The sequence below is a fragment of the Arthrobacter sp. D5-1 genome (assembly GCF_017357425.1).
Lineage (GTDB): Bacteria > Actinomycetota > Actinomycetes > Actinomycetales > Micrococcaceae > Arthrobacter.
In genome coordinates this window covers 2,430,672-2,456,482 of sequence record NZ_CP014571.1, presented here as the reverse complement: position 1 = coordinate 2,456,482, position 25,811 = coordinate 2,430,672, and the positions used below count along the sequence as shown (strand labels likewise).

Annotated in this window: 27 protein-coding genes; 12 read left to right on the top strand and 15 right to left on the bottom strand. The window is 62.2% G+C overall.

Annotation, left to right across the window (positions count from 1 at the left end):
- The first annotated feature begins 92 nt into the window (after positions 1-92).
- On the top strand, positions 93-1,130 hold the full coding sequence (locus AYX22_RS11150) for a putative sulfate exporter family transporter (RefSeq protein ID WP_207593548.1): 1,038 nt from the start codon (positions 93-95) through the stop codon (positions 1,128-1,130).
- A 4-nt stretch (positions 1,131-1,134) separates the two neighbouring features.
- Positions 1,135-3,741, top strand: a complete 2,607-nt coding sequence (pepN, locus tag AYX22_RS11145; RefSeq protein WP_207593547.1) for an aminopeptidase N — start codon at positions 1,135-1,137, stop codon at positions 3,739-3,741.
- A 14-nt stretch (positions 3,742-3,755) separates the two neighbouring features.
- Here pepN and AYX22_RS11140 read toward each other — a convergent pair whose 3' ends face one another.
- The 5 genes from AYX22_RS11140 to AYX22_RS11120 form a co-directional block, all read right to left on the bottom strand.
- On the bottom strand, positions 3,756-4,856 hold the full coding sequence (locus AYX22_RS11140) for a biotin/lipoate A/B protein ligase family protein (RefSeq protein ID WP_207593546.1): 1,101 nt from the start codon (positions 4,854-4,856) through the stop codon (positions 3,756-3,758).
- Between the two features lie 84 nt (positions 4,857-4,940).
- On the bottom strand, positions 4,941-5,198 hold the full coding sequence (locus AYX22_RS11135; RefSeq protein WP_017200906.1) for a type B 50S ribosomal protein L31: 258 nt from the start codon (positions 5,196-5,198) through the stop codon (positions 4,941-4,943).
- 143 nt (positions 5,199-5,341) lie between these two features.
- Positions 5,342-6,151 carry an RNA methyltransferase gene (locus AYX22_RS11130; RefSeq protein ID WP_207593545.1) on the bottom strand — a complete coding sequence of 270 codons (810 nt, stop codon included), beginning with the start codon at positions 6,149-6,151 and terminating at the stop codon, positions 5,342-5,344.
- A 7-nt stretch (positions 6,152-6,158) separates the two neighbouring features.
- Entirely contained in the window at positions 6,159-6,944 is a 786-nt protein-coding gene (locus AYX22_RS11125; protein ID WP_207593544.1) for a sulfite exporter TauE/SafE family protein, read from the bottom strand.
- Between the two features lie 19 nt (positions 6,945-6,963).
- Positions 6,964-7,749: an ABC transporter ATP-binding protein gene (locus tag AYX22_RS11120; protein WP_207593543.1), complete on the bottom strand. Its 786-nt coding sequence runs from the start codon at positions 7,747-7,749 to the stop codon at positions 6,964-6,966.
- A gap of 111 nt (positions 7,750-7,860) precedes the next feature.
- Between AYX22_RS11120 and serB the strand changes: the two genes are divergently transcribed.
- Together serB and AYX22_RS24070 are read left to right on the top strand one after the other, a co-directional pair.
- The gene (serB, locus tag AYX22_RS11115) at positions 7,861-8,754 is read left to right on the top strand and encodes a phosphoserine phosphatase SerB (protein ID WP_207593542.1); all 894 of its coding nucleotides are present in this window, start codon (positions 7,861-7,863) and stop codon (positions 8,752-8,754) included.
- A 316-nt stretch (positions 8,755-9,070) separates the two neighbouring features.
- On the top strand, positions 9,071-9,667 hold the full coding sequence (locus tag AYX22_RS24070; RefSeq protein WP_242703305.1) for a hypothetical protein: 597 nt from the start codon (positions 9,071-9,073) through the stop codon (positions 9,665-9,667).
- Positions 9,668-9,742: 75 nt separating this feature from the next.
- Here the strand turns inward: AYX22_RS24070 and AYX22_RS11105 are convergent, their stop codons facing one another.
- The 3 genes from AYX22_RS11105 to fabG all read right to left on the bottom strand — a co-directional run bounded on the left by AYX22_RS11105 (position 9,743) and on the right by fabG (position 13,100).
- On the bottom strand, positions 9,743-11,245 hold the full coding sequence (locus tag AYX22_RS11105; RefSeq protein ID WP_207593541.1) for a sugar ABC transporter ATP-binding protein: 1,503 nt from the start codon (positions 11,243-11,245) through the stop codon (positions 9,743-9,745).
- 268 nt (positions 11,246-11,513) lie between these two features.
- Positions 11,514-12,266: an SDR family oxidoreductase gene (locus AYX22_RS11100; RefSeq protein ID WP_207593540.1), complete on the bottom strand. Its 753-nt coding sequence runs from the start codon at positions 12,264-12,266 to the stop codon at positions 11,514-11,516.
- 108 nt (positions 12,267-12,374) lie between these two features.
- Positions 12,375-13,100 (bottom strand): 3-oxoacyl-ACP reductase FabG, encoded by a 726-nt coding sequence (gene fabG, locus AYX22_RS11095; protein WP_207593539.1) that lies wholly within the window; start codon positions 13,098-13,100, stop codon positions 12,375-12,377.
- 153 nt (positions 13,101-13,253) lie between these two features.
- On the opposite strand from fabG, the gene AYX22_RS11090 reads away from it, so the two are divergent.
- The 4 genes from AYX22_RS11090 to AYX22_RS11075 are packed head-to-tail and all read left to right on the top strand — an operon-like array spanning position 13,254 to position 15,358.
- The gene (locus AYX22_RS11090; RefSeq protein ID WP_207593538.1) at positions 13,254-13,751 is read left to right on the top strand and encodes a DUF3099 domain-containing protein; all 498 of its coding nucleotides are present in this window, start codon (positions 13,254-13,256) and stop codon (positions 13,749-13,751) included.
- Positions 13,748-14,023, top strand: coding sequence for a hypothetical protein (locus AYX22_RS11085; RefSeq protein WP_207593537.1), 276 nt, complete (start codon positions 13,748-13,750; stop codon positions 14,021-14,023). Before AYX22_RS11090 ends, AYX22_RS11085 begins: the two co-directional genes overlap by 4 nt.
- The gene (locus tag AYX22_RS11080) at positions 14,024-14,890 is read left to right on the top strand and encodes an SURF1 family protein (protein WP_207593536.1); all 867 of its coding nucleotides are present in this window, start codon (positions 14,024-14,026) and stop codon (positions 14,888-14,890) included.
- Positions 14,891-15,358: a YbaK/EbsC family protein gene (locus AYX22_RS11075; RefSeq protein WP_207593535.1), complete on the top strand. Its 468-nt coding sequence runs from the start codon at positions 14,891-14,893 to the stop codon at positions 15,356-15,358.
- A 69-nt stretch (positions 15,359-15,427) separates the two neighbouring features.
- Here AYX22_RS11075 and AYX22_RS11070 read toward each other — a convergent pair whose 3' ends face one another.
- Positions 15,428-17,026, bottom strand: a complete 1,599-nt coding sequence (locus AYX22_RS11070; protein WP_207593534.1) for an ABC-F family ATP-binding cassette domain-containing protein — start codon at positions 17,024-17,026, stop codon at positions 15,428-15,430.
- Positions 17,027-17,305: 279 nt separating this feature from the next.
- On the opposite strand from AYX22_RS11070, the gene AYX22_RS11065 reads away from it, so the two are divergent.
- Genes AYX22_RS11065 through AYX22_RS11055 form a run of 3 tightly spaced genes read left to right on the top strand, consistent with a single transcriptional unit; the run spans position 17,306 to position 19,296 of the window.
- Complete coding sequence (locus AYX22_RS11065; protein WP_207593533.1) at positions 17,306-17,923, top strand: biotin transporter BioY; 618 nt, start codon at positions 17,306-17,308, stop codon at positions 17,921-17,923.
- 18 nt (positions 17,924-17,941) lie between these two features.
- Complete coding sequence (locus AYX22_RS11060) at positions 17,942-18,679, top strand: ABC transporter ATP-binding protein (protein WP_207593532.1); 738 nt, start codon at positions 17,942-17,944, stop codon at positions 18,677-18,679.
- Entirely contained in the window at positions 18,676-19,296 is a 621-nt protein-coding gene (locus AYX22_RS11055) for an energy-coupling factor transporter transmembrane component T (protein ID WP_207593531.1), read from the top strand. The genes AYX22_RS11060 and AYX22_RS11055 overlap by 4 nt, the downstream gene beginning before the upstream one ends.
- 12 nt (positions 19,297-19,308) lie before the next feature.
- Here AYX22_RS11055 and AYX22_RS11050 read toward each other — a convergent pair whose 3' ends face one another.
- Both AYX22_RS11050 and AYX22_RS11045 read right to left on the bottom strand, forming a co-directional pair.
- Entirely contained in the window at positions 19,309-20,532 is a 1,224-nt protein-coding gene (locus tag AYX22_RS11050) for a thiolase family protein (RefSeq protein WP_207593530.1), read from the bottom strand.
- Positions 20,504-21,895 (bottom strand): AMP-binding protein, encoded by a 1,392-nt coding sequence (locus tag AYX22_RS11045; RefSeq protein ID WP_207593529.1) that lies wholly within the window; start codon positions 21,893-21,895, stop codon positions 20,504-20,506. The genes AYX22_RS11050 and AYX22_RS11045 overlap by 29 nt, the downstream gene beginning before the upstream one ends.
- Before the next feature lie 61 nt (positions 21,896-21,956).
- Between AYX22_RS11045 and AYX22_RS11040 the strand changes: the two genes are divergently transcribed.
- Complete coding sequence (locus AYX22_RS11040; protein WP_207593528.1) at positions 21,957-22,856, top strand: neutral zinc metallopeptidase; 900 nt, start codon at positions 21,957-21,959, stop codon at positions 22,854-22,856.
- Positions 22,857-22,944: 88 nt separating this feature from the next.
- Here AYX22_RS11040 and AYX22_RS11035 read toward each other — a convergent pair whose 3' ends face one another.
- The 4 genes from AYX22_RS11035 to sufD are packed head-to-tail and all read right to left on the bottom strand — an operon-like array spanning position 22,945 to position 25,811.
- Positions 22,945-23,277: a metal-sulfur cluster assembly factor gene (locus AYX22_RS11035; RefSeq protein WP_089595078.1), complete on the bottom strand. Its 333-nt coding sequence runs from the start codon at positions 23,275-23,277 to the stop codon at positions 22,945-22,947.
- Positions 23,278-23,290: 13 nt separating this feature from the next.
- Positions 23,291-24,076 carry a Fe-S cluster assembly ATPase SufC gene (sufC, locus tag AYX22_RS11030; RefSeq protein ID WP_089595077.1) on the bottom strand — a complete coding sequence of 262 codons (786 nt, stop codon included), beginning with the start codon at positions 24,074-24,076 and terminating at the stop codon, positions 23,291-23,293.
- Positions 24,077-24,119: 43 nt separating this feature from the next.
- On the bottom strand, positions 24,120-24,476 hold the full coding sequence (locus AYX22_RS11025; RefSeq protein ID WP_089595076.1) for a non-heme iron oxygenase ferredoxin subunit: 357 nt from the start codon (positions 24,474-24,476) through the stop codon (positions 24,120-24,122).
- A 21-nt stretch (positions 24,477-24,497) separates the two neighbouring features.
- A complete protein-coding gene (sufD, locus tag AYX22_RS11020; RefSeq protein WP_207593527.1) occupies positions 24,498-25,811 on the bottom strand; it encodes a Fe-S cluster assembly protein SufD in 1,314 nt (437 codons plus the stop codon).

Genomic DNA, 25,811 nt, shown 5'->3' with positions numbered 1-25,811 from the left:
TTTTGAGTCGAGCGCATTACGCACTGATTGTGTCGCGGTTTCCGGGTGCTCCCGGTTCGCCTTTCCGTGCCCCCATCCGGCAGGGTTATGGCATGCCCTTCAACAGTCTTACGCCCCAGCTGTCCCGGCTGGGGCCCGGGTTGGTCCTGAGCATCGCCGCTACGGGTCTTGCCTTCGCAATCCACGCCGTGTTTCCGGCGGTTCCGGCCATGACGCTCGCTGTCGCCTTGGGCTTGCTCTCAGCAAATATACCGGGGACGGCTGTCCTCACGGCGGGGCGCGCCCGCCCGGGGCTCGACTTCGCGGGGAAACACTTCATGCGTGCAGGCATTGTCTTGCTGGGACTCAAGGTCAGCATGGGCGATGTCCTTGGACTTGGATGGGTGGCACTGCTGCTGATCGCCGGGGTGGTCCTGGTGAGCTTCGCAGGAACGTATGGCCTGGCCCGCTTGTTGCGTCTCCCTCGCGAGGCGGCGTTGTTGATTGCCACAGGCTTTTCCATCTGCGGCGCATCGGCGATCGGGGCCATGGCTGCAGTGCGGCGGATCAGGCACCAGGACACGGTCCTGCCAGTAGCGCTGGTGACCCTCTGCGGCACGTTGGCCATTGGGGTTCTTCCCCTGCTCATGCACCCCTTGGGCCTCAGCCCTGGGCAGTTCGGTGCATGGACAGGGGCCTCCGTCCATGACGTCGGCCAGGTGGTAGCCACCGCCCAAACCGCCGGGACTTCGGCGTTGGCAATCGCCGTCGTCGTGAAATTGACCAGGGTTGTCCTGCTGGCACCGATAGCTGCCACCGCGGGGCTTCATCAGCGGGTTCTCCATTTCCGGGAACGCGCCAATGGAACGGCCGGAATGGAGAGCAGGTTTCCGCCGATTGTCCCTCTGTTCGTGGCGGGCTTCCTCGCGTTGGTGGCCGTACGGTCGTTGGGCTGGGCCCCGCCTGTGGGCTTGGAGATCGCGGCAGCGGTCCAGGACATTCTGCTGGCGACGGCGCTCTTTGGACTGGGCTCAGCCGTGCGCATACGGACCCTGATCCACACCGGAGGGCGGGCTGTTCTGGTAGCCCTGGGCTCCTGGCTGCTCATCGCATCGCTGGGCCTGGGCGCCGCCTTGATCATGATTAGATAGCTGTGTGTCGAATCACAATCTATCGCGCGATGAAGCCGCTACCCGTTCAGCCCTGATCACCACCCACAGCTACGACGTCACCCTCGATGTCCGCGACGCGGAAGATCCCGCCGTCTCCGGTTATCCGAGTACCAGCACCATCACTTTCTCCGCTGAGCCAGGCTCTGCCACCTTCCTGGATTTCATCCATGGCGGCGTGCAGTCCGTGGTGCTGAACGGCCAGGCGTTGGACGTCGGATCGGTGGTGGACCGCGACAGGATCACCCTGGCCGGACTGGCAGCCGAGAACACGGTCACCGTAACCGGAACAGGGCTTTACAGCCGCTCAGGCGAGGGCATGCACCGGTTTGTTGATCCCGCCGATGGACAGTGCTATCTCTACACCCAGTACGAACCTGCGGACAGCCGCCGGGTCTTCGCCAACTTCGAACAGCCGGACCTCAAGGCCGAATTTACGTTCCACGTGATCGCTCCGGCAAACTGGGAAGTTGCGTCCAACGGAGTTGAGGAACTGCGGACACCGGAGGCCGGTGACACCCGCGCCGCGCGCTGGGATTTCGCCACAACCCAACGCATGTCCACGTACATCACCACCGTCCTGGCGGGACCCTACTTCAAGGCAACTGACCACTGGGGCGTAACGCTCGACGACGACACCCGCCTTGACGTGCCGCTGGCACTTTTCTGCAGGGCCTCGTTGGCGGACTCCTTCGATGCCGGAGAACTGTTCCGGTTGACCAAGAGCGGGCTGGCCTTCTTCAACGACCTCTTCGACTACCCCTACCCGTGGGGTAAGTATGACCAGGCCTTCGTGCCCGAATACAACCTCGGAGCCATGGAAAATCCCGGGTTGGTCACATTCACGGAAAAGTATGTCTACGCCTCCCGCGCCACCGATGCCCAGTACCAGGCCCGTGCGAACACCTTGATGCACGAGATGGCCCACATGTGGTTCGGCGACCTCGTGACCATGAACTGGTGGGACGATCTCTGGCTCAAGGAGTCGTTCGCCGACTACATGGGGACACTTGGCGTGGACCGTGCCACCGATTGGGACACCGCATGGGTGAACTTCGCCAATAAGCGTAAAGCCTGGGCCTATGTCCAGGACCAGCTGCCCACCACGCACCCGATTGTGGCCGACATCCCGGACCTTGAAGCAGCCAAGCAGAACTTTGACGGGATCACCTATGCCAAGGGCGCTTCGGTACTGAAACAACTGGTGGCCTACGTAGGCTTTGATGCCTTCATTGCCGGCTCCCGTCAGTACTTCCGGGACCATGCGTTCGGCAATACCTCTCTCCAGGACCTCCTCCGCGCACTCAGCACCGCATCAGGAAGGGACCTTGGAGACTGGGCCCGTCAATGGCTTCAGACGTCCGGCATCTCCACGATTTCGGCAGAAATCGTGGACGACAACGGCGTCTTTGGCGCCGTGACGCTTCGGCAGGATGCCATTGACCCCATCACGGGACATCAGGAACTCCGACCCCACCGGTTGCGGTTGGGCCTGTACGACGCTGATGCTTCGGGCCGGCTCGTCCGGTCCGAAAGCCATGAGGTGGACGTGACAGGGCCCAGCACGTTGGTGCCCCAACTGAACGGCAAGCGCCGTCCAGCCCTGCTTCTGGTCAACGATGATGACCTGAGCTACGCCAAGGTCCGCCTGGATCCGGATTCCGAACACACGGTCCGGACGTCGCTCGACAAAATCACCGATCCCATGGCCCGCGCCCTGTGCTGGACCGCATTGTGGGATTCTGCCCGCGACGGTGTGACGCCCGCCGTGCGCTACGTGGCCGCAGTGGAGCAGTTTGCCTCCTCGGAGACCGGCATTGGGGTCCTGTTGAACGTGCTTGGCAATGCCTCCGGCGCCATTGAACGCTACGTTCCGGCGGCAGCCCGTGAAGGGGTACGCAAGGATTTCCTCGCAGTCGTGGCGGCCAGGATGAAGGCAGCAGCCCCCGGTTCAGACCAACAACTGGCATGGGCCAGGACCTTGGCAGACGTGTCCCGGCATGGGGACACTGAACTTCCTTTGCTGCGCGGAATCCTGGAAGGCAACATTGTCATTGACGGACTTGCGGTGGACGCAGAACTGCGGTGGAGCTTCTGGCAGGCCCTGTCCGCCCAAGGCCAGGCGTCACGTGCCGAACTGGACCGGGAACTGCAGGCCGATACGACAGCGTCCGGCAGGGAGGGCCATGCTCTGGCATCGGCCGCCGTGCCGGATGCCTCAGTCAAGGCAGCTGCGTGGGATTCCATGGTTAACAGCCCTGGGCTCTCCAACGAGATCCTGAGCGCAACCATCACGGGTTTCTCCACGGCCCCAGGGTTCCTGTTGGAACCGTATGTGGAACGCTACTTCGACTGTCTCGAGCAGGTATGGGCGGAACGCAGCATCGAGATTGCCGGCAGGATTGTGCGCGGATTGTTCCCGGGCGCCCAGGACTTGAGCGAGGGCATGCAGCCCGCCGAACATCCGGTGCTGGTACGGACGGATGCTTGGCTGAAGGCGCACGCTGACGCTCCCCGCGCCCTGCGCCGGATAGTCATCGAGCAGCGAAGCCACTTGCTGCGGGCACTCACGGCACAGGCCGCCGTGGGGTAGTTCCCACCGGCCGGCTACGGAACCCGGTTCAACCATTCGTCGGTGCCGAACTTGGCCTCTACACGTTTCCTGGCCTCACCGAGCTCGGCCTCGGTGAGGCGGGACTCTTCGGCGCCATAGCGTTCCGCGAAGACCTCCTGCATGGCCGCGAGGATAGCCGCGCGGGCGAGCCCCGTTTGGCGTCGAAGCGGATCAACACGCTTCTTGGCGCTCCGTGTCCCCTTGTCCGAGAGTTTTTCCTTGCCGATGCGAAGAACATCCACCATTTTGTCGGCATCGATGTCGTAGCTCATGGTGACGTGGTGCAGCATGCCACCGTTCGCCAGGCGCTTCTGGGCTGCGCCCCCGATCTTGCCTTGTTCGGTAGCGATGTCATTGAGGGGAACGTAGAAAGCCGTGATGCCCAGTTTCTCCAAGGCTGCCATCACCCAGGCATCCAGGAAAGCATAGGAGTCGGCAAAACTGGTGCCGTCCACCAGGGTCTGGGGCAGGTAGAGCGAATAGGTGATGCAATTGCCGGCTTCCATGAACATGGCGCCGCCACCGCTGATGCGTCGCACCACGGTTATGCCGTGGCGGGCTACACCCTCCGGGTCCACCTCGTTGCGTACCGACTGGAAGCTGCCTATCACCACGGATGGCTCCTCCCAGTCCCAGAAGCGCAGCGTAGGATTGCGCAATCCGGCGCCTACCTCTTCAGTGAGGACCTCGTCCAGGGCGACGTTCACCTGGGTGGGCAGCACGGACGGCGGGATGACGTCCCACTGGTGGTCCGCCCAGCTGGTGGCTTTGGCCAGTGCACGGCGGACGGTGACAGCTACGGCTTCCGCGGAGAACCCAAACAGGACGGCATCCTTGGGCAGCCCGGCCGTGACGGCTGCGGCGATGTCTGCTGCCGTTGAGCTGTCCGGAAGTCCGGTGAGTGAGGCGTTGATGGCCTGCAGGGCTTCGTCCGGTTCAAGGAAGAAGTCACCGCTCAGCGAGACGTTGGCGTACTTCCCCGCCACGACGTCCAGGTCAACCACCACCAGTTTGCCGCCGGGAACTTTATATTCGCCGTGAAAGGGGTGGTCGGCGTCGTTGAGGGTGGGTCGCTGCCCAGGGCTGGAAGTCATGCGTTCCATCTTGCCGGAAAACGCAAAGGCCCGCATCGCCGGAGATCCAGCAATGCGGGCCTTGAAAGCCTTGGGGTGAAGTGGTTACTTCTTGCCGCCGAAGCCCTTGAAGCGGGCGTTGAAGCGCTCGACGCGGCCAGCGGAGTCCATGATGCGCTGCTTGCCCGTGTAGAACGGGTGGGACTCCGAAGAGATTTCGACGTCGATAACCGGGTAGGTGTTTCCGTCTTCCCACTCGATGGTCTTCGAGGAAGACACGGTGGACTTGGTCAGGAACTGCGTACCGGAAGCCAGGTCGTTGAAAACAACAGCTTCGTACTTCGGGTGGATATCAGACTTCATAATGGGACCTTTTGTTCACGCAACTGGATTTTGCCAGTTGCCAGGTATGAATGGAGGTGGTCCGGTTGCTGCAGGATGAATAATCCAGCTGCCGGGCCAACAACCAATCATAGCGGAAAGCGCCCCGCCAGACGAACCGCCGGTCAGTCCCGTGGGCGGAGTTCCCAGAAGGCCACCGCCGAGGCAGCGGCGACGTTGAGTGAGTCAACGCCGGCACGCATGGGAATCTTGACTGCGAGGTCCGCCGCGGCCAACGTGTCCTGGCTCATGCCGGCACCCTCTGTACCGAGCACCAAGGCCAGTTTGGAATATTGCTTCGCCGCAAGATCATCCAGATCCACCGCGTCCTCGGTCAACTCCATTGCTGCCACGGTGAAGCCTTGCTCCTTGAGGCGGAACAAGTCGTCAGGCCAGCTTTCCAGGCGTGCCCAGGGAACCTGGAAGACCGTTCCCATGCTGACCCGGACACTGCGCCTGTAGAGCGGATCTCCACAGCGTGGAGAGACCAGGACAGCGTCCACGCCAAGTGCAGCAGCGGACCTGAAGATGGCTCCCACGTTGGTGTGGTCAACAATGTCCTCGAGCACGGCCACGCGCCGCGCGTTGGCCAGCAGCACTTCCAGGGGAACAGGGGCCGGCCGGTGCATTGCCGCCATTGCACCGCGGTGCAGGTGGAATCCCGTGATTTCCTCCAGCAAGGCAGCCTTGCCGATAAACACCGGAACGTCCGGATATGCCTGGAAAACGTCGTCGAGGTCTTCCATCCACTTCTCTGCCAGGAAAAAGGAGCGGGGCTGGTGCCCGGCCGCCAGTGCCCTGCGCAGGACCCTGGAGGATTCGGCGATATACATGCCTTCTTCCGGCTCGCGCAACTTCCGCAGGTGCACATCGGTGAGGGTGGTGTAGTCCGTCACGCGCGGATCATCCGCGGACTCAAGGTAGTGGAATCTCACCGGGTGATTATTTCAGCAGGTTGGCGATCATGAAGCCCAGGGCCACTATCCCCAGGGTGAAGATGACGGCCCTGAGGACGCGCGGGGACAACTTCCGGCCAACCTTTGATCCCACCAAGCCGCCGATGGTGGAGCTCACGGCAATGAGGAGGACCACCAGCCATTCGATGCGGTCGAAAGCAAAAATCAGGTAGGAGATTGCTGCCACCATGTTGACACCGAGCACCAGGATGTTCTTCATGGCGTTGGCATTTTGCATGGTTCCCGTGAGGAACACACCGAGGATGCCTACCAGCAAGATCCCTTGCGCCGCCACGAAATAGCCACCGTAGACGCCGGCGAGGTAGACAAGCACCACCAGGAGGATGCCGTGGCTGCGGTCCCGGATGGCATGTTCGGGGTTTTGTTCCCTGCTGCGCACCCAGGCCTGCAGCTTGGGCTGGAACAGCACCATCAGGAGCGCCAGGACAAGCAGGACGGGCGCTACGTAGTGGAAGACTTTCTCCGGCAGATGCAGCAACAGCCAAGCACCGGTGATGCCGCCCAGCAGTGAGGCCGGCAGCAGCTTCATCAGCTGCCGTCCCCTGCCGGCCAACTCGCGGCGGTAACCCCACGCCCCTGCTGCTGTGCCAGCCACCAGGCCCATGGCGTTGCTCATGGACGCAACCACGGGTGTGATGCCGATGGCGATGAGCACGGGGAAGGTCACCAGCGTGCCGGAGCCGACTACCGCGTTGATGGTGCCGGCCCACAAGCCGGCAAAAAAGACCAGGATGCTGCTAAGAATCTCCACTGTTGGCTACCGGACCGCTCTAGCGGCGGGCGGTGGCAGTGTAACGGCCACCGTTTTCCGAGACATCCAGGGCAAGGCCGAACGTGGTGCTCAGGTGTTCGTCGGTGAGGACTTCCTTGATGGGGCCGGCAGCGACCACTCCACCTTCGCGAAGCAGCATGGCGTGGGTGAACCCTGGAGGCACTTCTTCAAGGTGGTGGGTGACCAGCACCATGGCGGGTGCGGCTTCGTCGCCGGCCAACTCGCCGAGCTTATGGACCAGTTCCTCCCGGCCGCCGAGGTCCAGGCCCGCAGCCGGTTCATCCAAGAGCAACAGTTCGGGGTCCGTCATGAGGGCGCGGGCAATCTGCACACGCTTGCGCTCCCCTTCGGACAACGTGGCAAAGGTCCGGTTGAGCAGCGGGCCCATCCCCCAGTCGTTCAGCAGCCCAAAGGCGCGACGTTCGTCGTCGCGCTCGTAGCCCTCACGCCACCGTCCGGTAACACCGTAGGCGGCGGTAACCACCACGTTCAGGACGTTCTCGTGCTCGGGAATCTGGGTAGCAAGTGCGGCCGAGGAGAGTCCGATCCGGGGGCGGAGTTCAAAGACGTCAACGCGACCCAGGACCTCATCCAGGATCCCGGCCTTTCCGCTGCTGGGGTGGAGCCGGGCTGCGGCAATTTGGAGAAGGGTGGTCTTGCCTGCGCCGTTCGGTCCCAGAATGACCCAGCGCTCCCCTTCGTTGACCTGCCAGTCAACCTTGTCCAGCAGGGTCTTCTTGCCTCGGACAACGCTGACGGAAGCCAATTCCAGAACATCACTCATAGCAGTAGACACTAGGACAAAAATCCATATGACTGATAACCGGTCACGTAGCAGTGTTTGCCAGTCGAAATGAATTCGGGCGGACAGGAAGTGCTCAGTAGGATTGACGCCATGACTTCGAACTTGGCTGCAGTCAGCTATGGCGTGCATTTGTCCCCCGAATCCCTCGTTGGCCTTCGGAGGGTACTTGCTGACGCCGGCGTCGAGGTGTCATCGGAATCACAGGGTGGCGATCATCGTTTCAGTGTCATGACGGCCGGTCTTGCTGCGGGCACGGACACGTTGGCGGATCTTGCAACCGTTCGGCGGCACGTTGCTGCGGCAGCCAGTGACGGCTTTGATACAGCCATTGTTCCCGAGGGCCTGCGCCAGGCCACCCGGAAGCTCCTCATCATGGATGTCGATTCCACGCTGATCCAGCAGGAAGTCATTGAATTGCTGGCAGCCCACGCAGGCAAGCGCGAGGAAGTCGCTGCTGTCACCGAGGCCGCCATGCGCGGTGAATTGGACTTCGCCCAGAGTCTCCATGCCCGGGTTGCCGTGCTCGCAGGGTTGCCCGTGGCGGTCGTCGAGTCAGTCCGGCAAGAGGTGCGCCTCAGCCTTGGTGCTGCAGAACTCGTCGCCGCCTTCAAGGAAGCAGGCCACGTTGTTGCCGTGGTGTCCGGCGGCTTCAACCAGATTCTTCGTCCCATTGCCGCAGACCTTGGACTGGACCATTGGATCGCCAATGAGCTCGAAATCATCGACGGCGTGTTGACGGGCAAGGTGCTTGGCGCTGTGATCGACCGGGCGGCCAAAGAGAAGTACTTGCGTGAGTGGGCAGCAGCGGAGAGCATCAGTCTTGAGCACACCATCGCAGTGGGCGACGGCGCCAATGACCTGGACATGCTCAGTGCGGCAGGAATTGGTATTGCCTTCAATGCCAAACCAGCAGTTCGTGAGGTAGCGGACGCTGCAATCAACATGCCTTACCTTGACGCCGTACGGCACATCGCCAACGTCTGACTCCTGCTGTGCCCACGCCGCGGTGACCCGCGGCCAGCTGCACTTTGCGGCAATCCGCTTCAGCGCGCCCAAAAACAAGTGATGCCTCATCTGCACCCCCTGGTTGCCTGTCGCGTGAAACAACAATGTGTATTTCGTGACGCGGTTATTCTGACTATTTATCAAATCGTCATTAATAGCACATTCTTTGCCAAGGATTCGATGGAAATGAACGCTCTTTCCGTTATCCCCGTAATTCATGTGTAGAGTGAAAAACTCGACGAAGAAATCCGTAGAACATACGGCAGTCTGAATGACGGAAGTGCAGGGTCAGTAAGTGAACCGTTCGGAGCGTACGTGGAAATGGTGGAAACGCAGCGAAGGATTTGAACCCCTTCCAACACCGCTCCACGAGATCATTCGCGAGCGGCACCCTGACGCGGTGGCAACGGGAATGGCTCCCAATCAATGGGATTCCGGCCCCGGTGCGCCCGCCTACCAGGAAGTTCCGTCCGTCTATTTCATGGCTGCCAGTGATGAAACCACAGAACAGGAAGAACTGATCATGAGCTCACTTGACGAAGCTACGAAAGAACTGCTCGCCATAGAAGGCGCCACGGGCGCGGCCATTGTTGACTACACCAGCGGAATGGCGCTGGCGCAGGGCGGCAACCCAGGCTTCGATCTGGGCGTCGCTGCTGCCGGAAACTCCAATGTTGTCAGCTCCAAGCTCCGAACCATGGCCGACCTCGGACTGGACAGCTCCATCGAGGACGTCCTCATCACCCTGGATTCGCAGTACCATCTCATCAATGTCCTGAACTCGGCGGGGTCCAAGGGGCTCTTTGTCTACCTCGTGCTGGACCGGACCTATGCCAACCTGGCGCTGGCACGGCACAAGCTCAATAACATCGCCAAGGCCATTGCCATCTGATCTCCGGTGCTAACCGTGGGGGCGGCTGCGAATATCGCAGCCGCCCCCCTTCATTCGCCGGTGTTTCAGGAAGCGTCAGACTTTCGCGCGGCGGGCCGCGCTGCCCCCCGATTCGAACTTGACGCCCAGCATATGGTGCACCAAAACATCCTCATTGGTATTGGCGTTGGCCTCAATGGTGACAAGTTCCCCGTCCCGCATGACACCAATCCGGTGGCACCAGTTGACCATCTCCGAGAGGTCTGAGGACAGGAGAATGATGGCGACACCAGTCTTGCTGAGCTGCGTCAACATCTTGTACACAACCTCTTTGGCTCCAACGTCAATCCCGCGGCTGGGATGACTGAGAATCAGGATGTCACAGTCGCTGGAGATCCATCGGGCCAGTTCCACCTTCTGGCGGTCGCCGCCGGACAAAGTGGAGAGGGCGCCCTGGATGTTGGTGGTGTTGATGCGCATGCGGTGAACAACGTCAGCCACATTCCTCAGGTGGGTGATCTCATCCCGAAGGTTTTCAGCGCCCGCCCCGGCGCCCTGATGAAGCCCTTCCGCAATGCTCGTCCCAGGACCAAGGGTAAAGGCCGCATCCGGCGAGTAACCGATCTTCAACCGCTGCGCGTCCTGGGGCCCGCGGATTTGGACGTGGGTTCCGTTCACGTAGATCTCTCCCGAAGTGCAGGGGCGGATACCCGCCAGGGCTGATATCAGTTGATAGACGCCCGATCTGTGGGTTCCTGCCAGTCCGAAAATTTCGCCTTTGGCCACACTGAAGCTCGCATCACGGACTTTCTCCTCCACGCTGAGGTGGGAGATCCGCAAGGCCTCTCCCCCGGCCGCAGGGCCGGAGGGCCGGGAAATCCGCTCCAGTTCCTGCTGCAGCAGGAGGAAGGCAAGTTCGTCGACGTCGGTCTTGCTGGCCTCCACGATCTTGTGCACCTTACCGTCGCGCATAACAGCAATACGGTGGGCTATGGAACGGACCTCATCAAGGCGGTGGGTGATGTAGATGATGGCCCGGCCCTGCCGTGTGAGCATTCTCAGGACCTGATGCAAAACCGCGACATCGTGGTCCGGAAGTGACGCGGCCACTTCGTCCATGATCACCAGTTGGGCTTCCTCGGCCACCATCCGGAGTACCTCCACCAAGGCCTGCTCGGCTCGAATCAGCGTTCCGACCCTCGCGTCGGGGTCCATGGTGATACCAATGTCCCGGATGAGCTTGCCCGCTTGATCGCGGAGTTCCGCGTGTGGCCGGCCCGACTGGAAGGTTCCGCGAAAGATGGCTTCGGTGATGGTCAGTTCCGGGTCTATGTGGAAGTTCTGGGGAATATGCCCCACTCCGCAAGCCTGCGCTTCTGCGATGGAATCCGGCATGTATTTTTCACCCGCCAGGGTGATCCGTCCATGGTCGTGCTTGACGGAACCGGCCAGGACGCCCATCAGGGTGGTCTTGCCGGCGCCGTTGGTCCCAATCAACCCCAGGATCTCGCCGCGATGCAACGAAAGCCCCACACCTTTGAGGATGCGCCGTTGATCATACGACGCGTGAATATCATCAGCATCTAATAACAGGTCCAAAGAAGCTCCTAAGGCATGCATAAACCCTCTCATTGTGGTTTACGCAACGTGCTGACAACTACGTGCGAGGCTGCCTTGGAGAGTCAATCAGAAGAATTCTTATAATGCAAAGCCATTTATTCGAAACGACTATTCGCATTTCGTGACGCGAAAATCCAGATAATTTACCAAAATGATACTTCAAAGCGTGGGTGACTATTGCGCTGCTGTGGCGTTAAACAGCTGTGGCCCGGGAACAGGTCCCGGGCCACAGCTGTGGTGGTATTTGCTACTCTGCAGTCTTGCCGAAGTAATCGGCTCCGCCAACGTATTCCGTGTGTCCGGATTCGACGTCCGCGGTGACCATCTTCGCAACCTCGGCAGCGAATTCCTCCACGGAGTAAAGCTTGCCGGCCTCGGCACGGCGCGCTTCGATGGCTCCCGGGTTGGAGCGATCCAGCAGTGTCGCAGTCACTGTGCCCTCGATCATGTCACCGGAGACCACTACCAGCGAGATGCCCTTGTCCGCGAGGTGGGGAATCAGTTCACGCAGTGCGTCCTCACCGGCGCGCTTGCTCTTCGCGACGGGCTCGTACTCCGGCATGGTGGGAACAGTCTCCACAAAATGCGCCTGGTGGCTGGTCACGAAAACGACGCGTGAACCCTCAGGCATGAGCGGAACGGCTGCGTTGAGCATATTGACCTGGGCATCACGGTTAAGTTTGAGGGCGTAACCCTCTTCCATGCCCGATTCCATGCCGCCTGACGCGTTCAGCACCAAGACGTCAAGGGATCCGAACTCCTCCATGGCTTTGCTGGCAAGGGCGTGCACGCCTTCATCGGTGGTCAGGTCAGCGCCCACGGCAGCCGCGCGGCCGCCTGCTTCCTGGATGCCCGCCACTACCTTGTTGGCGCGGGGCGCCTTCTGCCGGTAATTAACGACGACGGCGGCACCCTCGCCCGCGAGGATCTTGGCAACTTCGGCGCCAATTCCGCGGGAAGATCCCGTGACGATGGCGGTCTTGTTATCCAGCGTTCCCATTCATGCTCCTTTTGTTCACTTCATCCAAATTCCGTGGCCTCGCCTTCCATCATGCCAGCGGCAAGGACGAAATCGGTTGTGGGCCCCGGACAAAAACCGCGTTTGAGGCTAGTGGCCCATACCCAGACCACCATCCACCGGGATCACGGCCCCTGAGATGTACGCAGCTTCGTCACTGGCAACCCAGCGCACTACGTCAGCCACTTCGGAGGCCTCGGCAAAGCGACCTGCCGGGACGTTGGCCAGGTAGGCCTTCTGGGTGTCCTCGGGCAGTTCAGCCGTCATGTCGGTGTTGATGAAACCTGGCGCCACCACGTTGGCGGTGATACCCCGGCTGCCGAGCTCGCGGGTCAGTGAACGTGCAATGCCCACCATGCCGGCCTTGGACGCGGAATAGTTGATCTGGCCGGGTGCTCCGTAGAGGCCGGAGACGGAAGAGATGAGGACTACACGGCCCTTCCGGAGCCGGATCATTCCCTTGGATGCCCGCTTGATCACACGGAATGCGCCGGTGAGGTTGGTGTCCAGGACCGACGTGAAGTCGTCTTCGCTCATGCGGAGCAGGAGCGTGTCCTTCGTGATGCCGGCATTGGCAACCAGGACTTCAACAGGTCCATGGGCTTCCTCGACGATTTTGAACGCAGCGTCAACGGAGGCCTCGTCCGTGACGTCTGCCCGAACGCCCAGGATGCCTTCAGGCAGTTGTGTTTCACTCCGGTAGGTCACTGCCACCTTGTCGCCGTTGGCGAGGAACGATTCGGCAATGGCCAGGCCAATGCCGCGGTTGCCGCCGGTGATCAAGACGCTGCGGCCGGTTGTGACTGCTTCAGACATGCTGTGGCTCCAGGTTCCGCGGCATCGAAGTGCCGCATTAAAGGGGGATTTTCCTGTGTCGATCTTATCCGTCGCCCATCCCAACCCGTGGGTAACCCTCAGCCTGCGCGGTTTGGGCCGTTACGGCCTTGGTGAGAGAATTGGGAGAGGCCTTTGGAGCGTGATGATTCAGTTGTGACACGAGAAAACAGTCCCCTGCAGCAAGTGCCCGGGGAACCGGGCGCTTTTTCCGGCGACCCCGAGGTCCACAGCATCACGGATGCCGCCGCTGCCCACTCCGAGGACATGCGTGAGCGCATGATCAAGTATGCGGTGGCCATGGGTATCCGTATGGTCTGCATCGTCCTCATTTTCGTGGTTGATGGATGGTTCAAGATCATTGCGATCGCAGGCGCTGTTTTCCTCCCTTGGATCGCGGTTGTCATCGCCAACGGCAATGACAAAGCTGAGGACCACAGCGAGTCGTTGTTGGACTACGTGGCTGTCCCTGAAATCGAGCGCTCCTCCCAGCCGGAAGAAGCCACCGCGGATGGACCCACGGTGCTCCTGGGCGAGCTGGTGGACGACGAACCAACAAGCAATCCAGGCGGCCCTTCGAGAGGCCCTGCAAGCGAGGCCGGACACCCCGGCGACGAACGGGCGGCTTCATGAACATCTTCAACCTCGGTGGCCCAGGTACGGCCGGCCAGGACTCCGAACGTGCCACGGCTCCGGCTGTGTGCTCCCGGAAGGGGTGCCGGTCCGGTGCCCAGTGGCAACTCCTGTGGAACAACCCGCGTATCCACACTCCGGAACGGCGCAAAGTGTGGCTTTCCTGCGGAGACCATCGGGAGTGGTTGGAGGAGTATCTGACCACCCGGGGACTCTGGAAAGAAACGATTGCCTTCACGGCCGGCGACGCTGCAGTGAACGAGGCCGGCTGAATGTACCGCTTCCTCTTCTCCAGCAAGTGGCTGGGGTACTTTGTCCTGGCTGTCATTTTTGCCACAGCGTGTGTTTTCCTGGGCCGCTGGCAGATGGACCGCCGCGCCGAGACTTTGGCCGAAATAAATCGCGTGGTGAGCAACTACTCGGCCACGCCTGTCCCTTACACAGAAATCAAGGACCAGTTCAATTCCCTGGATCCCGAAAAGGAATGGACCCAGGTCCAGCTGCGCGGCAGCTACGACGTGGAGGGCCAGCGGGTTGTCCGAAACCGCCCGCTGAACGGGCAGCCAGGTTACGACGTCGTGGTTCCCTTCCGGCTTACCACCGGCGAAGCGGTGGTCATTGACCGTGGTTGGCTGCCCATCGGCAACAACACTCCCGGCCGTCCCGACGTTATACCGGCCCCACCAGCGGGTCAGGTGACGGTGGTGGCGCGCCTCAAGCCTGCTGAACCCAAGTTGGACCGCGGAGCGGTGGACGGGCAGTTGGCCTCCATTGACCTGGCGGGTTTCGCCAGCGAGCTCCCCTACCCCATCGCCACCGGGGCCTATGGGCAGCTGGCCAGTGAAGATCCTGCAGTACAGCCGATGCCGACGCCCTTCCCTAAACCGGCAACCGAGGAGGGGACGCACCTCTCCTACTCCCTGCAGTGGTTTGCCTTTGGTGTCCTGATGTTTATCGGGTTCGGCTACGCAGCGCGGCAACAGGCCCGCAACGCGGCCATTGACGCCGAAGAGGAAGAGGACGAGCACATCATCGCTGCTGGTGGCACGCCGAAGAAGCGTAGTCCGGCTCCCCGGAAGAACAAGCGCGCTACGTCCGAAGAAGAGGAAGACGCCATCCTGGACGCCCAAGGGTACTGAATGATTCCGGATCCTGTACTGAACGTAAAATCAGCCCTGACTGCCGCCGGTGTTGCGGACACGGTGCAAATCTTCGAGGACGAGGTTCCGACGGCGGGCGCAGCTGCGTCTGTCCTGGGGTGCGAGCTCGCCGCGATCACCAACAGCCTGATCTTCGAGCTCGACGGGTCACCCCTGCTCATCCTTGCCAGCGGCGCGGCAAGGGTAGATACAGCGTTGGTGGCAGATCAGCTGGGAAGTGGAAAGATCCGGCGCGCAACGCCGGACTTCGTCCTGGAACACACCGGCCAGCAGGTCGGAGGCGTAGCCCCAGTGGGCCACCCGGAGAAACTCCGCACTATTCTGGACACGTCCCTGCAGGAACACCCGCTGCTCTGGGCCGGAGCCGGAGACCACAAGTCCATGTTCTCCATCAGCTACGAAGAGCTGGCGCGCATCACCGCCGCCGAACCATTGCAAGTCCGCTAGGCAGCACGCGGCAGATCAGGCGCGCCGCGCAGCGGAACGCAACACACGCCGCGGACCGCCCAGCGAGGCTTACGCCAGCGTGATCAGGTCCAGGTAGTCCTCGTTCCAGTGATCCTCCACGCCATCCGGGAGCAACACCACACGTTCGGGGTTCAACGCGGACACAGCGCCTTCGTCGTGGCTGACCATGACGACGGCGCCGCTGTAGTTCTTGAGTGCACCCAGGATTTCCGCACGGCTGGCGGGGTCCAGGTTGTTGGTGGGTTCATCGAGGAGGAGGACGTTGGCGCTGGAAGCCACGATGGTTGCGAGGGCCAAGCGGGTCTTCTCACCACCGGAGAGAACCCCAGCCGGCTTGTCGACGTCGTCACCGGAGAAGAGGAACGAACCCAGGATGCCGCGGACTTCAGCATCTTTCATGTCCGGCGCGGATGACCGCATGTTTTCCAGGACGGTGCGGTCGACGTCGAGCGTCTCATGTTCCTGGGCGTAATAGCCCACTTTGAGACCATGACCGGGAATGATGTCGCCCGTATCCGGCTTGTCGACGCCAGCCAGCATGCGCAGCAGGGTGGTCTTGCCGGCACCGTTGAGACCCAGGATGACCACCTTGGATCCGCGGTCGATGGCGAGGTCCACATCCGTGAAGATTTCCAGCGAACCGTAAGACTTGCTGAGACCCTCCGCGGTGAGGGGAGTCTTGCCGCAGGGTGAGGGATCCGGGAACCGCAGTGCGGCCACGCGGTCGTTCTCCCGTACAGCCTCCAGGCCGCTCAGGAGCCGCTCAGCACGCTTGGCCATGTTCTGGGCGGCGACAGCCTTGGTGGCCTTGGCCCGCATCTTGTTGGCCTGGTCAATCAGGACCTGGGCCTTCTTTTCAGCGTTGGCACGTTCGCGCTTCCTGGCGCGCTCGTCCGTTTCGCGCTGGAGCAGGTAGCGCTTCCAGTCCATGTTGTAGTAATCGATCTGGGCGCGGTTGGCGTCCAGCAGGTAGACCTTGTTGACCGTTGCTTCCAGCAGTTCGGTGTCGTGGCTGATCACGATCAGTCCACCCTGGTGGTTCTTCAGGAAGTCGCGCAGCCACGTGATGGAGTCGGCATCGAGGTGGTTGGTGGGTTCGTCGAGGAGCAAGGTCTCGGCGTCGGAGTACAGGATGCGCGCCAATTCGACGCGGCGGCGCTGGCCGCCGGAAAGGGTCTTCAGCGGCTGGTTGAGGAGACGGTCCGGCAGTGCGAGGTTGGAGGAGATCGCGGCGGCTTCAGCTTCCGCAGCGTAGCCGCCACCGGCCAGGAATTCAGCTTCCAGACGGTCGTAGCGGTTCATGGCTTTGCGCTGGACGGCTGCGTCGTCGCTGGCCATGTCGTCGTGGGCCTTTTTGAGCTTGCCCACCACCACGTCCAAGCCGCGCGCGGAGAGGATGCGGTCGCGGGCGAGCTGCTCCATGTCCGGGGTCCGCGGGTCCTGGGGAAGGTAGCCGATTTCACCGGTACGGGTGACCTTGCCGCCTGCCGGAAGGCCTTCGCCGGCGAGGACCCGGGTGAGGGTGGTCTTGCCGGCACCGTTGCGTCCGACGAGTCCAATCTTGTCCCCTTTGTCCACCCTGAAGTTGACCTGGTCCATGAGCAGGCGTGCGCCGGCGCGGAGTTCGAGGTCCTGGACGGTAATCAATTCGGGTGATGCCTTTCAATGGGGAACGCTCGCGGGGACCGGTGGGTCCGATAAGTGCGGCGGGGTGCGGCTATGAGAACAGCCTGTCCAAGTCTACCGGTACCCCGGCCGCGGGGTGACAACGGGCCCCGCAAGCGGAAACTGTGCCAACGGCCAAACAATTCCTGGCCGGCTTTGTGGGAAGGCTCTAAAATCCTGTGTCCGCGCCATCCGTATTCTCGAGAACAGGGGAGAACGCTCCGCATTCATCGCATCGCATTACACCTGATTGGACCCGCCATGAGCCAGACAAACGCTGCCACGGTGCAGCACAAACCAACGACCCGTCAACGGTGGACTGCCACCGATCTCGGTCTCATCGCGGTTTTCGCAGCCCTCGTGGCAGCCTCCGCGATCGTTCCCGGCATCCCGGTAGGCGCCCTGGGCGTTCCCATCACCCTGGTGACCCTGACGGTGATGCTCAGCGGTCTGGTGCTCGGCGCCGGGCGCGGGTTCGCCGCCGTCGGTCTCTATGTACTGCTGGGTTTGGCGGGGCTGCCGATCTTCAGCGGCGGCCGCAGCGGATTGGGTATCCTGGCGACTCCCTCCGCCGGTTACATCATTGCGTTTCCCTTGGCCGCAGCAGCCACCGGCTACCTGGCGGCCATAGTCATCCGTCGGACCGTTAAGTCCAGGGCCCTCTGGTTGTTCGCCGCCACCATGGTGAGCAGCATCGTGGTCATTCATGCTCTGGGTGTTGTGGGCATGATGGTCAACGCAAAGCTGGACTTCGCCAAGGCCTTCCTCGCCGACCTTCCTTTTGTTCCCGGCGATATCCTTAAGAACGTCCTGGCCGTGATCATCGCCACGGCAATCCATAAAGCCTTCCCGGACGTCCTGGTGCGTCGGGTCAAGTAAAGCGGGACCAACCACGCCATGAATTCCATCAGTTTCAGTAGGGTCGCGGTGCGTGTCGCCGTCGATGGCAGCGACACACCCAAGACCCTGCTGCACGATTTTTCCCTTGACCTGGCCGAACGCCGGATCGGAGTGATCGGTGCCAACGGATCCGGGAAGTCCACTCTGCTGCGGCTTGTGAATGGCTTGGTTGCGCCGACCCAGGGCAGCGTAGTGGTCCACGGTGACAACACTGTTGGCGCCGTGCGCCGCGTCCGGGGCAACGTGGGTTTTGTTTTCACCGATCCTTTGTCGCAACTGGTGATGCCCACAGGGCGCGAAGACGTTGAGCTTTCCTTGCGCCGTTCCATCAAGAACTCCAAAGAGCGGGCGGCCCGGGCAGAAACAGTCCTGGATCGATTCGGCCTGCTGCACCTGGCCGATCAGAGCATCTACGAACTGTCCGGTGGTGAACGGCAGTTGCTGGCCTTGGCCGCAGTCCTGGCCGTCGATCCCACCGTGCTGGTCCTTGACGAACCGTCGACGCTGCTGGACCTAAGGAACCGTGAACTCCTGCGGCGTACCGTCGCCGGCCTGGACCAACAGGTGATCATGTCCACCCATGATCTGGACCTTGCGCTCGACATGGACAGGGTCCTGGTGGTGGAGTCCGGACGCATCGTGTTCGACGGCGGTGCTGCCGAAGGCGTTGCCCATTACCGTGCGCTGTGCGCAACTCCCCTGCCCAGTGCCCGCTTGGGTGACGTGTCCAGGTGAGAGGCCATGGTTTCCTGCTCGCCAACCATGTCCGCGGCAACTCGATCATCCACCGCACTCCCCTGTGGCTGAAATTGGTGGTGGTGGCGGCCTGTGGAGCGGCGTCGTTCCTCATTGTCGACTGGGCCGTGTCGCTGGCGATTTTTGCCGTCATGTGTGGGTTGTTCATGCTGACCGGCGCCGGGTTGCGTCGCCTCGTGCGGGCTATCTGGATGGTGATGCCCATCCTCTTGGTCATCGGCCTCTTCCAGTGGTGGCAACTCGGCGCGCCAACCGCTGCCCGCATCGTGTTGAACGTGCTGGTGTGTGTGGTGGCAGCTTCAGTGTTGACAGCCACCACCCCCGTGCAGGATTTGTTGGATGGTGTGGTGGCACTGGCAAAGCCCTTCCGGCGCTTCGGGGCCGACCCTGAGCGCTTTGCTTTGACCATCGCAGTGATGCTCAGGAGCATTCCCTTTATCGCCGGCGCCTTCTCGGACGTAAGGGACTCTGCACGGGCACGCGGGCTTGAACGCAATCCCCGGGCGCTGGTTCTTCCGGTCTTCATCACCACTGTGGCGTATGCCCGGCAAACCGGTGATGCCCTGGCAGCCCGCGGATTGGGCGAAAGGGACTGACCAGGGCAGAAACTAGAGCCTTGAGTACCGCAGGAGCGCTGCGGTTCCCATGCCGCCTGCGCTGCTGATCATGGCCAACACCAGTGGGCGCTGTCCTTTGACGGTATCCATGCTGCGTGCCTGGGCCAGCAAACGGGTCACCAGGACAGCCCCAGAGGCACCATAACCGTGCCCCAGTGCCAAGGCGCCGCCCTGGAGGTTGGCTCTCGTCGGATCGATGCCCACGTACTCCAGGCAGGCAATGGTTTGGGATGCGAAGGCCTCGTTGAATTCCACAAGGTGAATGTCACTTGCGTCTACAGCGTGGCTGTCCAGGAGACGTCCTGCCGCATGCGCCGCACCGATACCGGGAAACTGCGGATCAACCCCGGTGGTGTCGCACCCCAGCACCATCAATCCGTCGGTGGCCCCCATGGTGCGGGCACGTTTCAGTGACGTGATGACGACGGCGGATGCTGCGTCCGCGTCGAAGCAAGAGTTCGCTGCCGTAACCGTTCCGCCGGGCACGAATGCCGCAGGGAACCTGGCCATCAACGGCGCCCGGAGGGCGGCACGGGGGCCGTCGTCGCAATCCACCAATTTTTCGCTGCATCGCAGGGGAACGATCTCCGCAGAGAAGCCGCCTGTCCTGGCCGCTTCAACGGCGCGACGATGGCTCCGGAGGGCGTAGTCATCCTGGCGCTCACGTGTAACGCCAAACGCGCGGGCAACGTTCTCGGCGGCAACGCCCATGTCAGGGTCGCCAAACTGTGGTGGCACAAAGCTGGCCCTGGAGTAGAAGTCGAGTTCGCCGTCGTCGTTCCTGTTGGCCCTTGCCGGGGCGGTACTGATGCTTTCAACGCCGCCCGCCAGGAACAGCGGATCACCGCCCGCCGCCACCAGGCGGGACGCCAGTGAAATGGCGTCCAGGCCCGAACCGCATTGCCGGTCAACGGTAATCCCGGGAACGGTGATGGGCAGGCCCGCCTGGAGCGCCGCGAAGCGCGCCACGTTCCCGCCGCCGCCGACGGCGTTGCCCAAGATGACGTCGTCAACGTCCGCCGGGTCCATACCTGTTGTTTCCACCAGGGCGGCCAGGACAGGTGCCGCGAGGTCCGGGGCACGGAGATGCTTCAGTTGGCCGTTGGCGCGACAAATTGGAGACCGAAGCGCAGCGATGATCACCGGCAGGCGGGACTCGTCGGCTTCTCCGGCGGAGTCGTAGCCGCTATCCAAGAAGCTGCGCCCTGGGGTCATGGTTCTTGATCCAGTCCAGGAGAACTTTTCTGCTGACTTTGCCCCGGTCGGTCAGGGGCAACTCCGCCAACAAGTAGTACTGAAGAGGCCATTTGTCCCGTGCCAGCAAACCATCCAGTCCCGTTCGGAGCTGGGTGGCAGTGACCGCACCGCAGGCAGGCACAACGCCGGCGATCACCTTCTGGCCGCGGACATCGTCGGGCGCCCCGGCCGCAACAACACTGTCCACGCCGGGTACGGAGGCGACGGCAAGCTCCACCTCATGCGGGTAGACGTTCTTTCCCGAGGTAATGATCATGTCTGACCTGCGGCCCAGGATGTGGAGGGTGCCCTTCTCCAGGAAACCCTGATCTCCTACGGTGTACCAACCGTCGAGGCACCTCAGGGCTTGGCCATCGTCTCCCCACAGGTAGCCATTGCTGACCATCCCGCTGCGAACGCTGATGTTTCCGTGGCCGCCGTCCGGCAGTGGCTTGCCGTCGTCGTCGAGGATGCTCAGTTCAACGCCCGGGAAAGGCGAGCCAATGCCGGTACCACCGGCGTCCATTGGTTCCCCGGCAGCCAGGCGGGTGCCCGAAACAAAGCTTAGTTCGGAAGCGCCGTAGTACTCGTAGATGGCCGCCCGGGGCGCCCACCGCCGGGCCGCCTCCAAGGTTCGGCCGTCCAGCTTGGAACCAGCACAGATGATGCTCCGGATGCCTGAGGCGTCCACGTCTCCTGCCAGTCCCCGTTCGCTGAGCAATCGCAGCGCGGTGGGTGCGAGGACCAAGCGGGTGATGCCGTCGTGGCTGATGGCAGCGTGGGCGTCTCCCACGTCGAAGGATTCGAGCGTGTGAAACGCGGCACCCGCGTACAGGCACTCCGAGAGCGCGTACAGATTAAGGCTGGCTGACAGAGGGCCCGGCGCCAGTGTCCGGTCGTCCTGTGAGAGGCCGAAGAACTCGATGGATGCCTCGAAGGACACTTGCCAGGACCGGCGGGACCTGGTGAAGGCTTTGGGGACAGAGGTAGTGCCCGACGTCAGGCCGATGAGGAACGTACTGGACGGGTCCCCGTCCAACAACCCGGTCTCGACTGGCCTGATGGTCCCGCCGATGCGCGCCGAGACTTCTTCGATCATCGGAACCGGCCACTCGGGGTCGAGCACGGCGCAGCTCCGCTCCCCGGCCACCGCCGCCGTGTAGCGCTCCACAAAGCGAACGGAGTTTGGCTCGGCAAGAACAGCAGTGGCGTTCGCGTCGTCCAGCAGCGCTGCTGCGGCGTCACGGAGTTCCGCCCAGGTGAGCCGGCTGCTGCCCACAACGACCGCGGTGTCGTGAGGGCGCTCTTCGGCCCAGAGCTGAAGTTTGTCCAGGAAAGGCATCCTCACGATTTTACGGCAGTGTCAGGCGCCGGGCACCAATAGTGACGTCTATTCTGACTGTATGAGTTTCAATGACGGCGCACAGCTTGACCCCTCCCAGGTGGAGGACCGACGTGGCAGTGGAATGGGCCGCGGGACCAAGATCGGCGGTGGCATTGGCGGCGGGATCGTGGTCCTGCTGCTGGCACTCTTCGGTATAAACCCCAACATCCTGGGCGACCTGACAGGCAGCGGAACCCAGCCGCCCGCCGTCGAAAGTGGCGGCGCCGGAGGTGTCCAGGAATGCCAGACCGGAGCTGACGCGGACAAACGACTGGATTGCCGCATCACTGGAACGGTGAACAGCCTGAACGCTTTCTGGCCTGACTACCTGGCCGACTACAACGTCCAGTATCCGCGCCCCAAGACCGTCATCTTCAGTGCGGCCACCAACACCGGCTGTGGTGCAGCCACCAGCGCTGTGGGTCCGTTCTATTGCCCTGCAGACACCACCGCGTATTTTGACCCTGGCTTTTTCGACGAACTGGTGACCCGCTTTGGGTCCTCCGGAGGACCGCTGGCGCAGGAGTATGTAGTGGCCCACGAGTTCGGACACCATGTCCAGAATGTCCTCGGAAACCTGGATCAGGCACAGCAGGATCCCCAGGGCCCGCAGTCGGGTGCCGTCAGGGTGGAACTGCAGGCTGACTGCTATGCGGGTTTGTGGGTCAGGCATGCAACGACGCAAACGGATGCCAGCGGCAGGCCCTTCCTTGATCCCCTGACCGAGCAGGATCTGCAGGATGCGCTCTCCGCTGCTTCCGCGGTCGGCGATGACCGCATCCAGGAGGCGGCTACAGGGCGCGTCTCCCCTGAGTCATGGACTCACGGCTCCAGTGAGCAGCGGCAAAAGTGGTTCTATCAGGGATACACCACGGGCGACATCAACAAATGCGACACGTTTGGGGTACCCACGCCTTAGTGCAGCGGGCAAACGACAAAGGAAGGGTTCCAGGCCGATGGCCCGGAACCCTTCCTTTTGCCCGCAGGAAGCGAGCGGAGACTGCTGATCAGATGTTGAAGCCGAGGGCCCGCATCTGGTCCTTGCCGTCATCGGTGATCCGCTCGGGACCCCATGGCGGCATCCATACCCAGTTCAGGCGCCAATCATCAACCACGCCGTCAAGGGACTTGCCTACCTGCTCTTCAAGCACGTCCGTCAGCGGGCAGGCCGCAGTGGTCAACGTCATGTCGATCAGGAGGGCGCCGTCGTCGTCGGAGTACTTCAGTCCGTAAAGAAGGCCCAAGTCCACAATGTTGACCCCGAGTTCGGGGTCAATGACGTCCTTGAGCGCTTCCTCGACGTCCTCGAGGCTGGTGCGCGCCGTGTTGATTTCGGTCATGAAACGATCCTAACTAGGCCTGTACGGCAGGAGCAACGGCAACGCCGGCGCCTGGGGCGTAGCGGTCGTAGCCCTCGTCTTCAAGACGGTCGGCGAGCTCGGGGCCGCCCTCTTCGACAACCTTGCCGTCAACGAACACGTGAACGAAGTCCGGCTTGATGTACCGCAGGATGCGGGTGTAGTGCGTGATGAGCAGGGTGCCCATGTTGCCCTCTTCATGAGCGCGGTTAACACCCTCGGAGACAACTTTCAAGGCGTCTACGTCAAGACCGGAATCGGTCTCGTCAAGGATGGCGAACTTCGGCTTGAAGAGTTCGAGCTGAAGGATCTCAACACGCTTCTTCTCACCACCGGAGAAGCCCTCGTTGACATTGCGCTGTGCGAAGTCGGCGTCGATACGGAGCTGCTGCATGGCAGCCTTGACGTCCTTGGTCCACGTGCGCAGGGCCGGTGCTTCGCCGTCGATTGCGGTCTTGGCGGTCCGCAGGAAGTTGGTCATGGTGACGCCGGGAACCTCTACCGGGTACTGCATGGCCAGGAAGACGCCTGCGCGGGCGCGCTCGTCGACACTCATTTCCAACACATTTTCGCCATCCAGCGTGATGGTGCCGCTGGTGACGTTGTAGCGCGGGTGTCCGGCGATCGTGGAGGCGAGAGTGGACTTGCCCGAGCCGTTGGGGCCCATGATGGCGTGCGTCTCACCGGTCTTAATGGTGAGGCTGACGCCCTTCAGGATCTCCTTGGTGCCCTGCTCCGTCTCGATGCTGACGTGCAGGTCCTTGATTTCAAGAGTTGACATGCTCTTCTTTCTTTCCGTTCGTAAGTCTGGCGGTACTGGGCGCTCAGTAGTGATCTACCGAGGCGCCGTTCACAACGTTGGTCACGTCCACATACACGTCGTCTCCGTCGATGGTGACGGCGAAAACAGGGACGGGGTCATAAGCAGGCAGCTGGAGCGGCTGTCCGCTGCGGAGGTCAAACTGGGACCCGTGGCCCCAGCACTCGATCGCGCAGCCTTCAACCTCACCCTCGGACAAAGAGATGTCCGCGTGCGAGCAAGTATCGGCGATGGCGTGGATCTCGCCCATCGAGTCCTTGACGATGGCTACGGGGTAGTCATCGATCAGGACGCGCAGCGCCTGCTTGACCTGGATGTCATTGGCGTTGCATACCAGTTCGCCCTTGGTTTCTTCACTCATTGTTGCTCTGCCTGGCCTGTCTTAGTTGTCGGTCGCGGCGAGTTCGCGCTCAACAGCTGCGGTCAGGCGATCTTCGATTGCCGGGACCTTGATCTGCTGGATGATCTCGTTGAGGAAGCCTCGGACCACCAGGCGGCGGGCAACCTTCTCGGGGATGCCGCGGGCCATGAGGTAGAACAGGTGTTCGTCGTCGAACCGGCCGGTGGCACTGGCGTGGCCAGCACCCTCGATCAAGCCGGTTTCGATTTCGAGGTTGGGTACGGAGTCGGCGCGGGCACCGTCCGTGAGGACCAGGTTGCGGTTGGCCTCGTAGGTGTCCGTGCCCTCTGCTTCCTTGCGGATCAGGACGTCGCCGACCCACACGCTGTGGGCATTGCGGCCCTGGAGCGCACCCTTGTAGAGAACGCGCGACTTGCAGTTGGCCACTGCGTGGTCAACGAAGAGGCGCTGCTCAAGGTGCTGTCCGGCATCGGCGAAGTACAGGCCGAACATCTCGACGTCGGCACCGGGAGCCGTGAAGCGCGTGGACGGCGTGACGCGAACGAGGTCGCCGCCAAGGCTGACCACGATGTGCTTGAACTTGGCGTCGCGGCCGATCTTTGCCTGCTGCGATGACGCGTGGACAGCGTTGTCTGCCCATTCCTGCAAGGAGACAACGGTCAGTTCAGCACCGTCTTCAACGATGATTTCCACGTTCTCGGAGACAACCGCGGTGCCCTGGTGGTCCAGGACTACGACACCCTTGGAGAAGCGTTCTGCCACAATCACGATGTGCTGGGCAGATGGTGCCTCGCCCGCACCGGTGATCAGGACCGAAACTTCACTCTCGGCCTGCAGCTCGGCGGGCACGGTGATGACCGTGGCCTCGGCGAAGTTCTCCCAGGCGTTGGCGGACACAAGGTCCTCCGGGATGGCTGCCTGGCCGATGCGCTGGTCATTGCGACCAACGGTTTCAACAACGACGCCGGCGGGTGCGGTGACGCTGACAGCCGGGGCTGCGCCGTTGAGGACGTCGGTGTGAAGGCCGCGAAGCCGCTTCAGCGGAGTGAAGCGCCAGTCTTCTTCAAGTCCGTTCAGGGGCTTGAAGTCTGCCAGCTTGTAGGAGGTGAGGCGGCCTGCACGGGAGCTGTCCGGGATGCCTACGCCGCCACCATGCGAGTGGCTCTTGGCCGAAGCGCCGGCCAGCGGACCAGCGGAAGGCTGCTCCGACGTCGTGCTGGTGTTCGTTCCGGTGTTCACGGGCGAAAGGTTCTCGCCTTCCTCGGTGAAGCCGTTGATAAACGGCTGGGCCGAGGGCGCGCCGATGCGCGCCTTTTCAGTAGTGATATCAGTCAT

Bases quoted from the DNA above. Each gene is read 5' to 3' on its own strand.
- AYX22_RS11150 (WP_207593548.1), top strand. From the start codon at position 93: ATGCCCTTCAACAGTCTTACGCCCCAGCTGTCCCGGCTGGGGCCCGGG.
- AYX22_RS11140 (WP_207593546.1), bottom strand. From the start codon at position 4,856: ATGACTTCCAGCCCTGGGCAGCGACCCACCCTCAACGACGCCGACCAC.
- AYX22_RS11135 (WP_017200906.1), bottom strand. From the start codon at position 5,198: ATGAAGTCTGATATCCACCCGAAGTACGAAGCTGTTGTTTTCAACGAC.
- AYX22_RS11120 (WP_207593543.1), bottom strand. From the start codon at position 7,749: ATGAGTGATGTTCTGGAATTGGCTTCCGTCAGCGTTGTCCGAGGCAAG.
- serB (WP_207593542.1), top strand. From the start codon at position 7,861: ATGACTTCGAACTTGGCTGCAGTCAGCTATGGCGTGCATTTGTCCCCC.
- AYX22_RS11100 (WP_207593540.1), bottom strand. From the start codon at position 12,266: ATGGGAACGCTGGATAACAAGACCGCCATCGTCACGGGATCTTCCCGC.
- fabG (WP_207593539.1), bottom strand. From the start codon at position 13,100: ATGTCTGAAGCAGTCACAACCGGCCGCAGCGTCTTGATCACCGGCGGC.
- AYX22_RS11085 (WP_207593537.1), top strand. From the start codon at position 13,748: ATGAACATCTTCAACCTCGGTGGCCCAGGTACGGCCGGCCAGGACTCC.
- AYX22_RS11080 (WP_207593536.1), top strand. From the start codon at position 14,024: ATGTACCGCTTCCTCTTCTCCAGCAAGTGGCTGGGGTACTTTGTCCTG.
- AYX22_RS11075 (WP_207593535.1), top strand. From the start codon at position 14,891: ATGATTCCGGATCCTGTACTGAACGTAAAATCAGCCCTGACTGCCGCC.
- AYX22_RS11065 (WP_207593533.1), top strand. From the start codon at position 17,306: ATGAGCCAGACAAACGCTGCCACGGTGCAGCACAAACCAACGACCCGT.
- AYX22_RS11060 (WP_207593532.1), top strand. From the start codon at position 17,942: ATGAATTCCATCAGTTTCAGTAGGGTCGCGGTGCGTGTCGCCGTCGAT.
- AYX22_RS11050 (WP_207593530.1), bottom strand. From the start codon at position 20,532: ATGACCCCAGGGCGCAGCTTCTTGGATAGCGGCTACGACTCCGCCGGA.
- AYX22_RS11045 (WP_207593529.1), bottom strand. From the start codon at position 21,895: ATGCCTTTCCTGGACAAACTTCAGCTCTGGGCCGAAGAGCGCCCTCAC.
- AYX22_RS11040 (WP_207593528.1), top strand. From the start codon at position 21,957: ATGAGTTTCAATGACGGCGCACAGCTTGACCCCTCCCAGGTGGAGGAC.
- AYX22_RS11035 (WP_089595078.1), bottom strand. From the start codon at position 23,277: ATGACCGAAATCAACACGGCGCGCACCAGCCTCGAGGACGTCGAGGAA.
- sufC (WP_089595077.1), bottom strand. From the start codon at position 24,076: ATGTCAACTCTTGAAATCAAGGACCTGCACGTCAGCATCGAGACGGAG.
- AYX22_RS11025 (WP_089595076.1), bottom strand. From the start codon at position 24,476: ATGAGTGAAGAAACCAAGGGCGAACTGGTATGCAACGCCAATGACATC.
- sufD (WP_207593527.1), bottom strand. From the start codon at position 25,811: ATGACTGATATCACTACTGAAAAGGCGCGCATCGGCGCGCCCTCGGCC.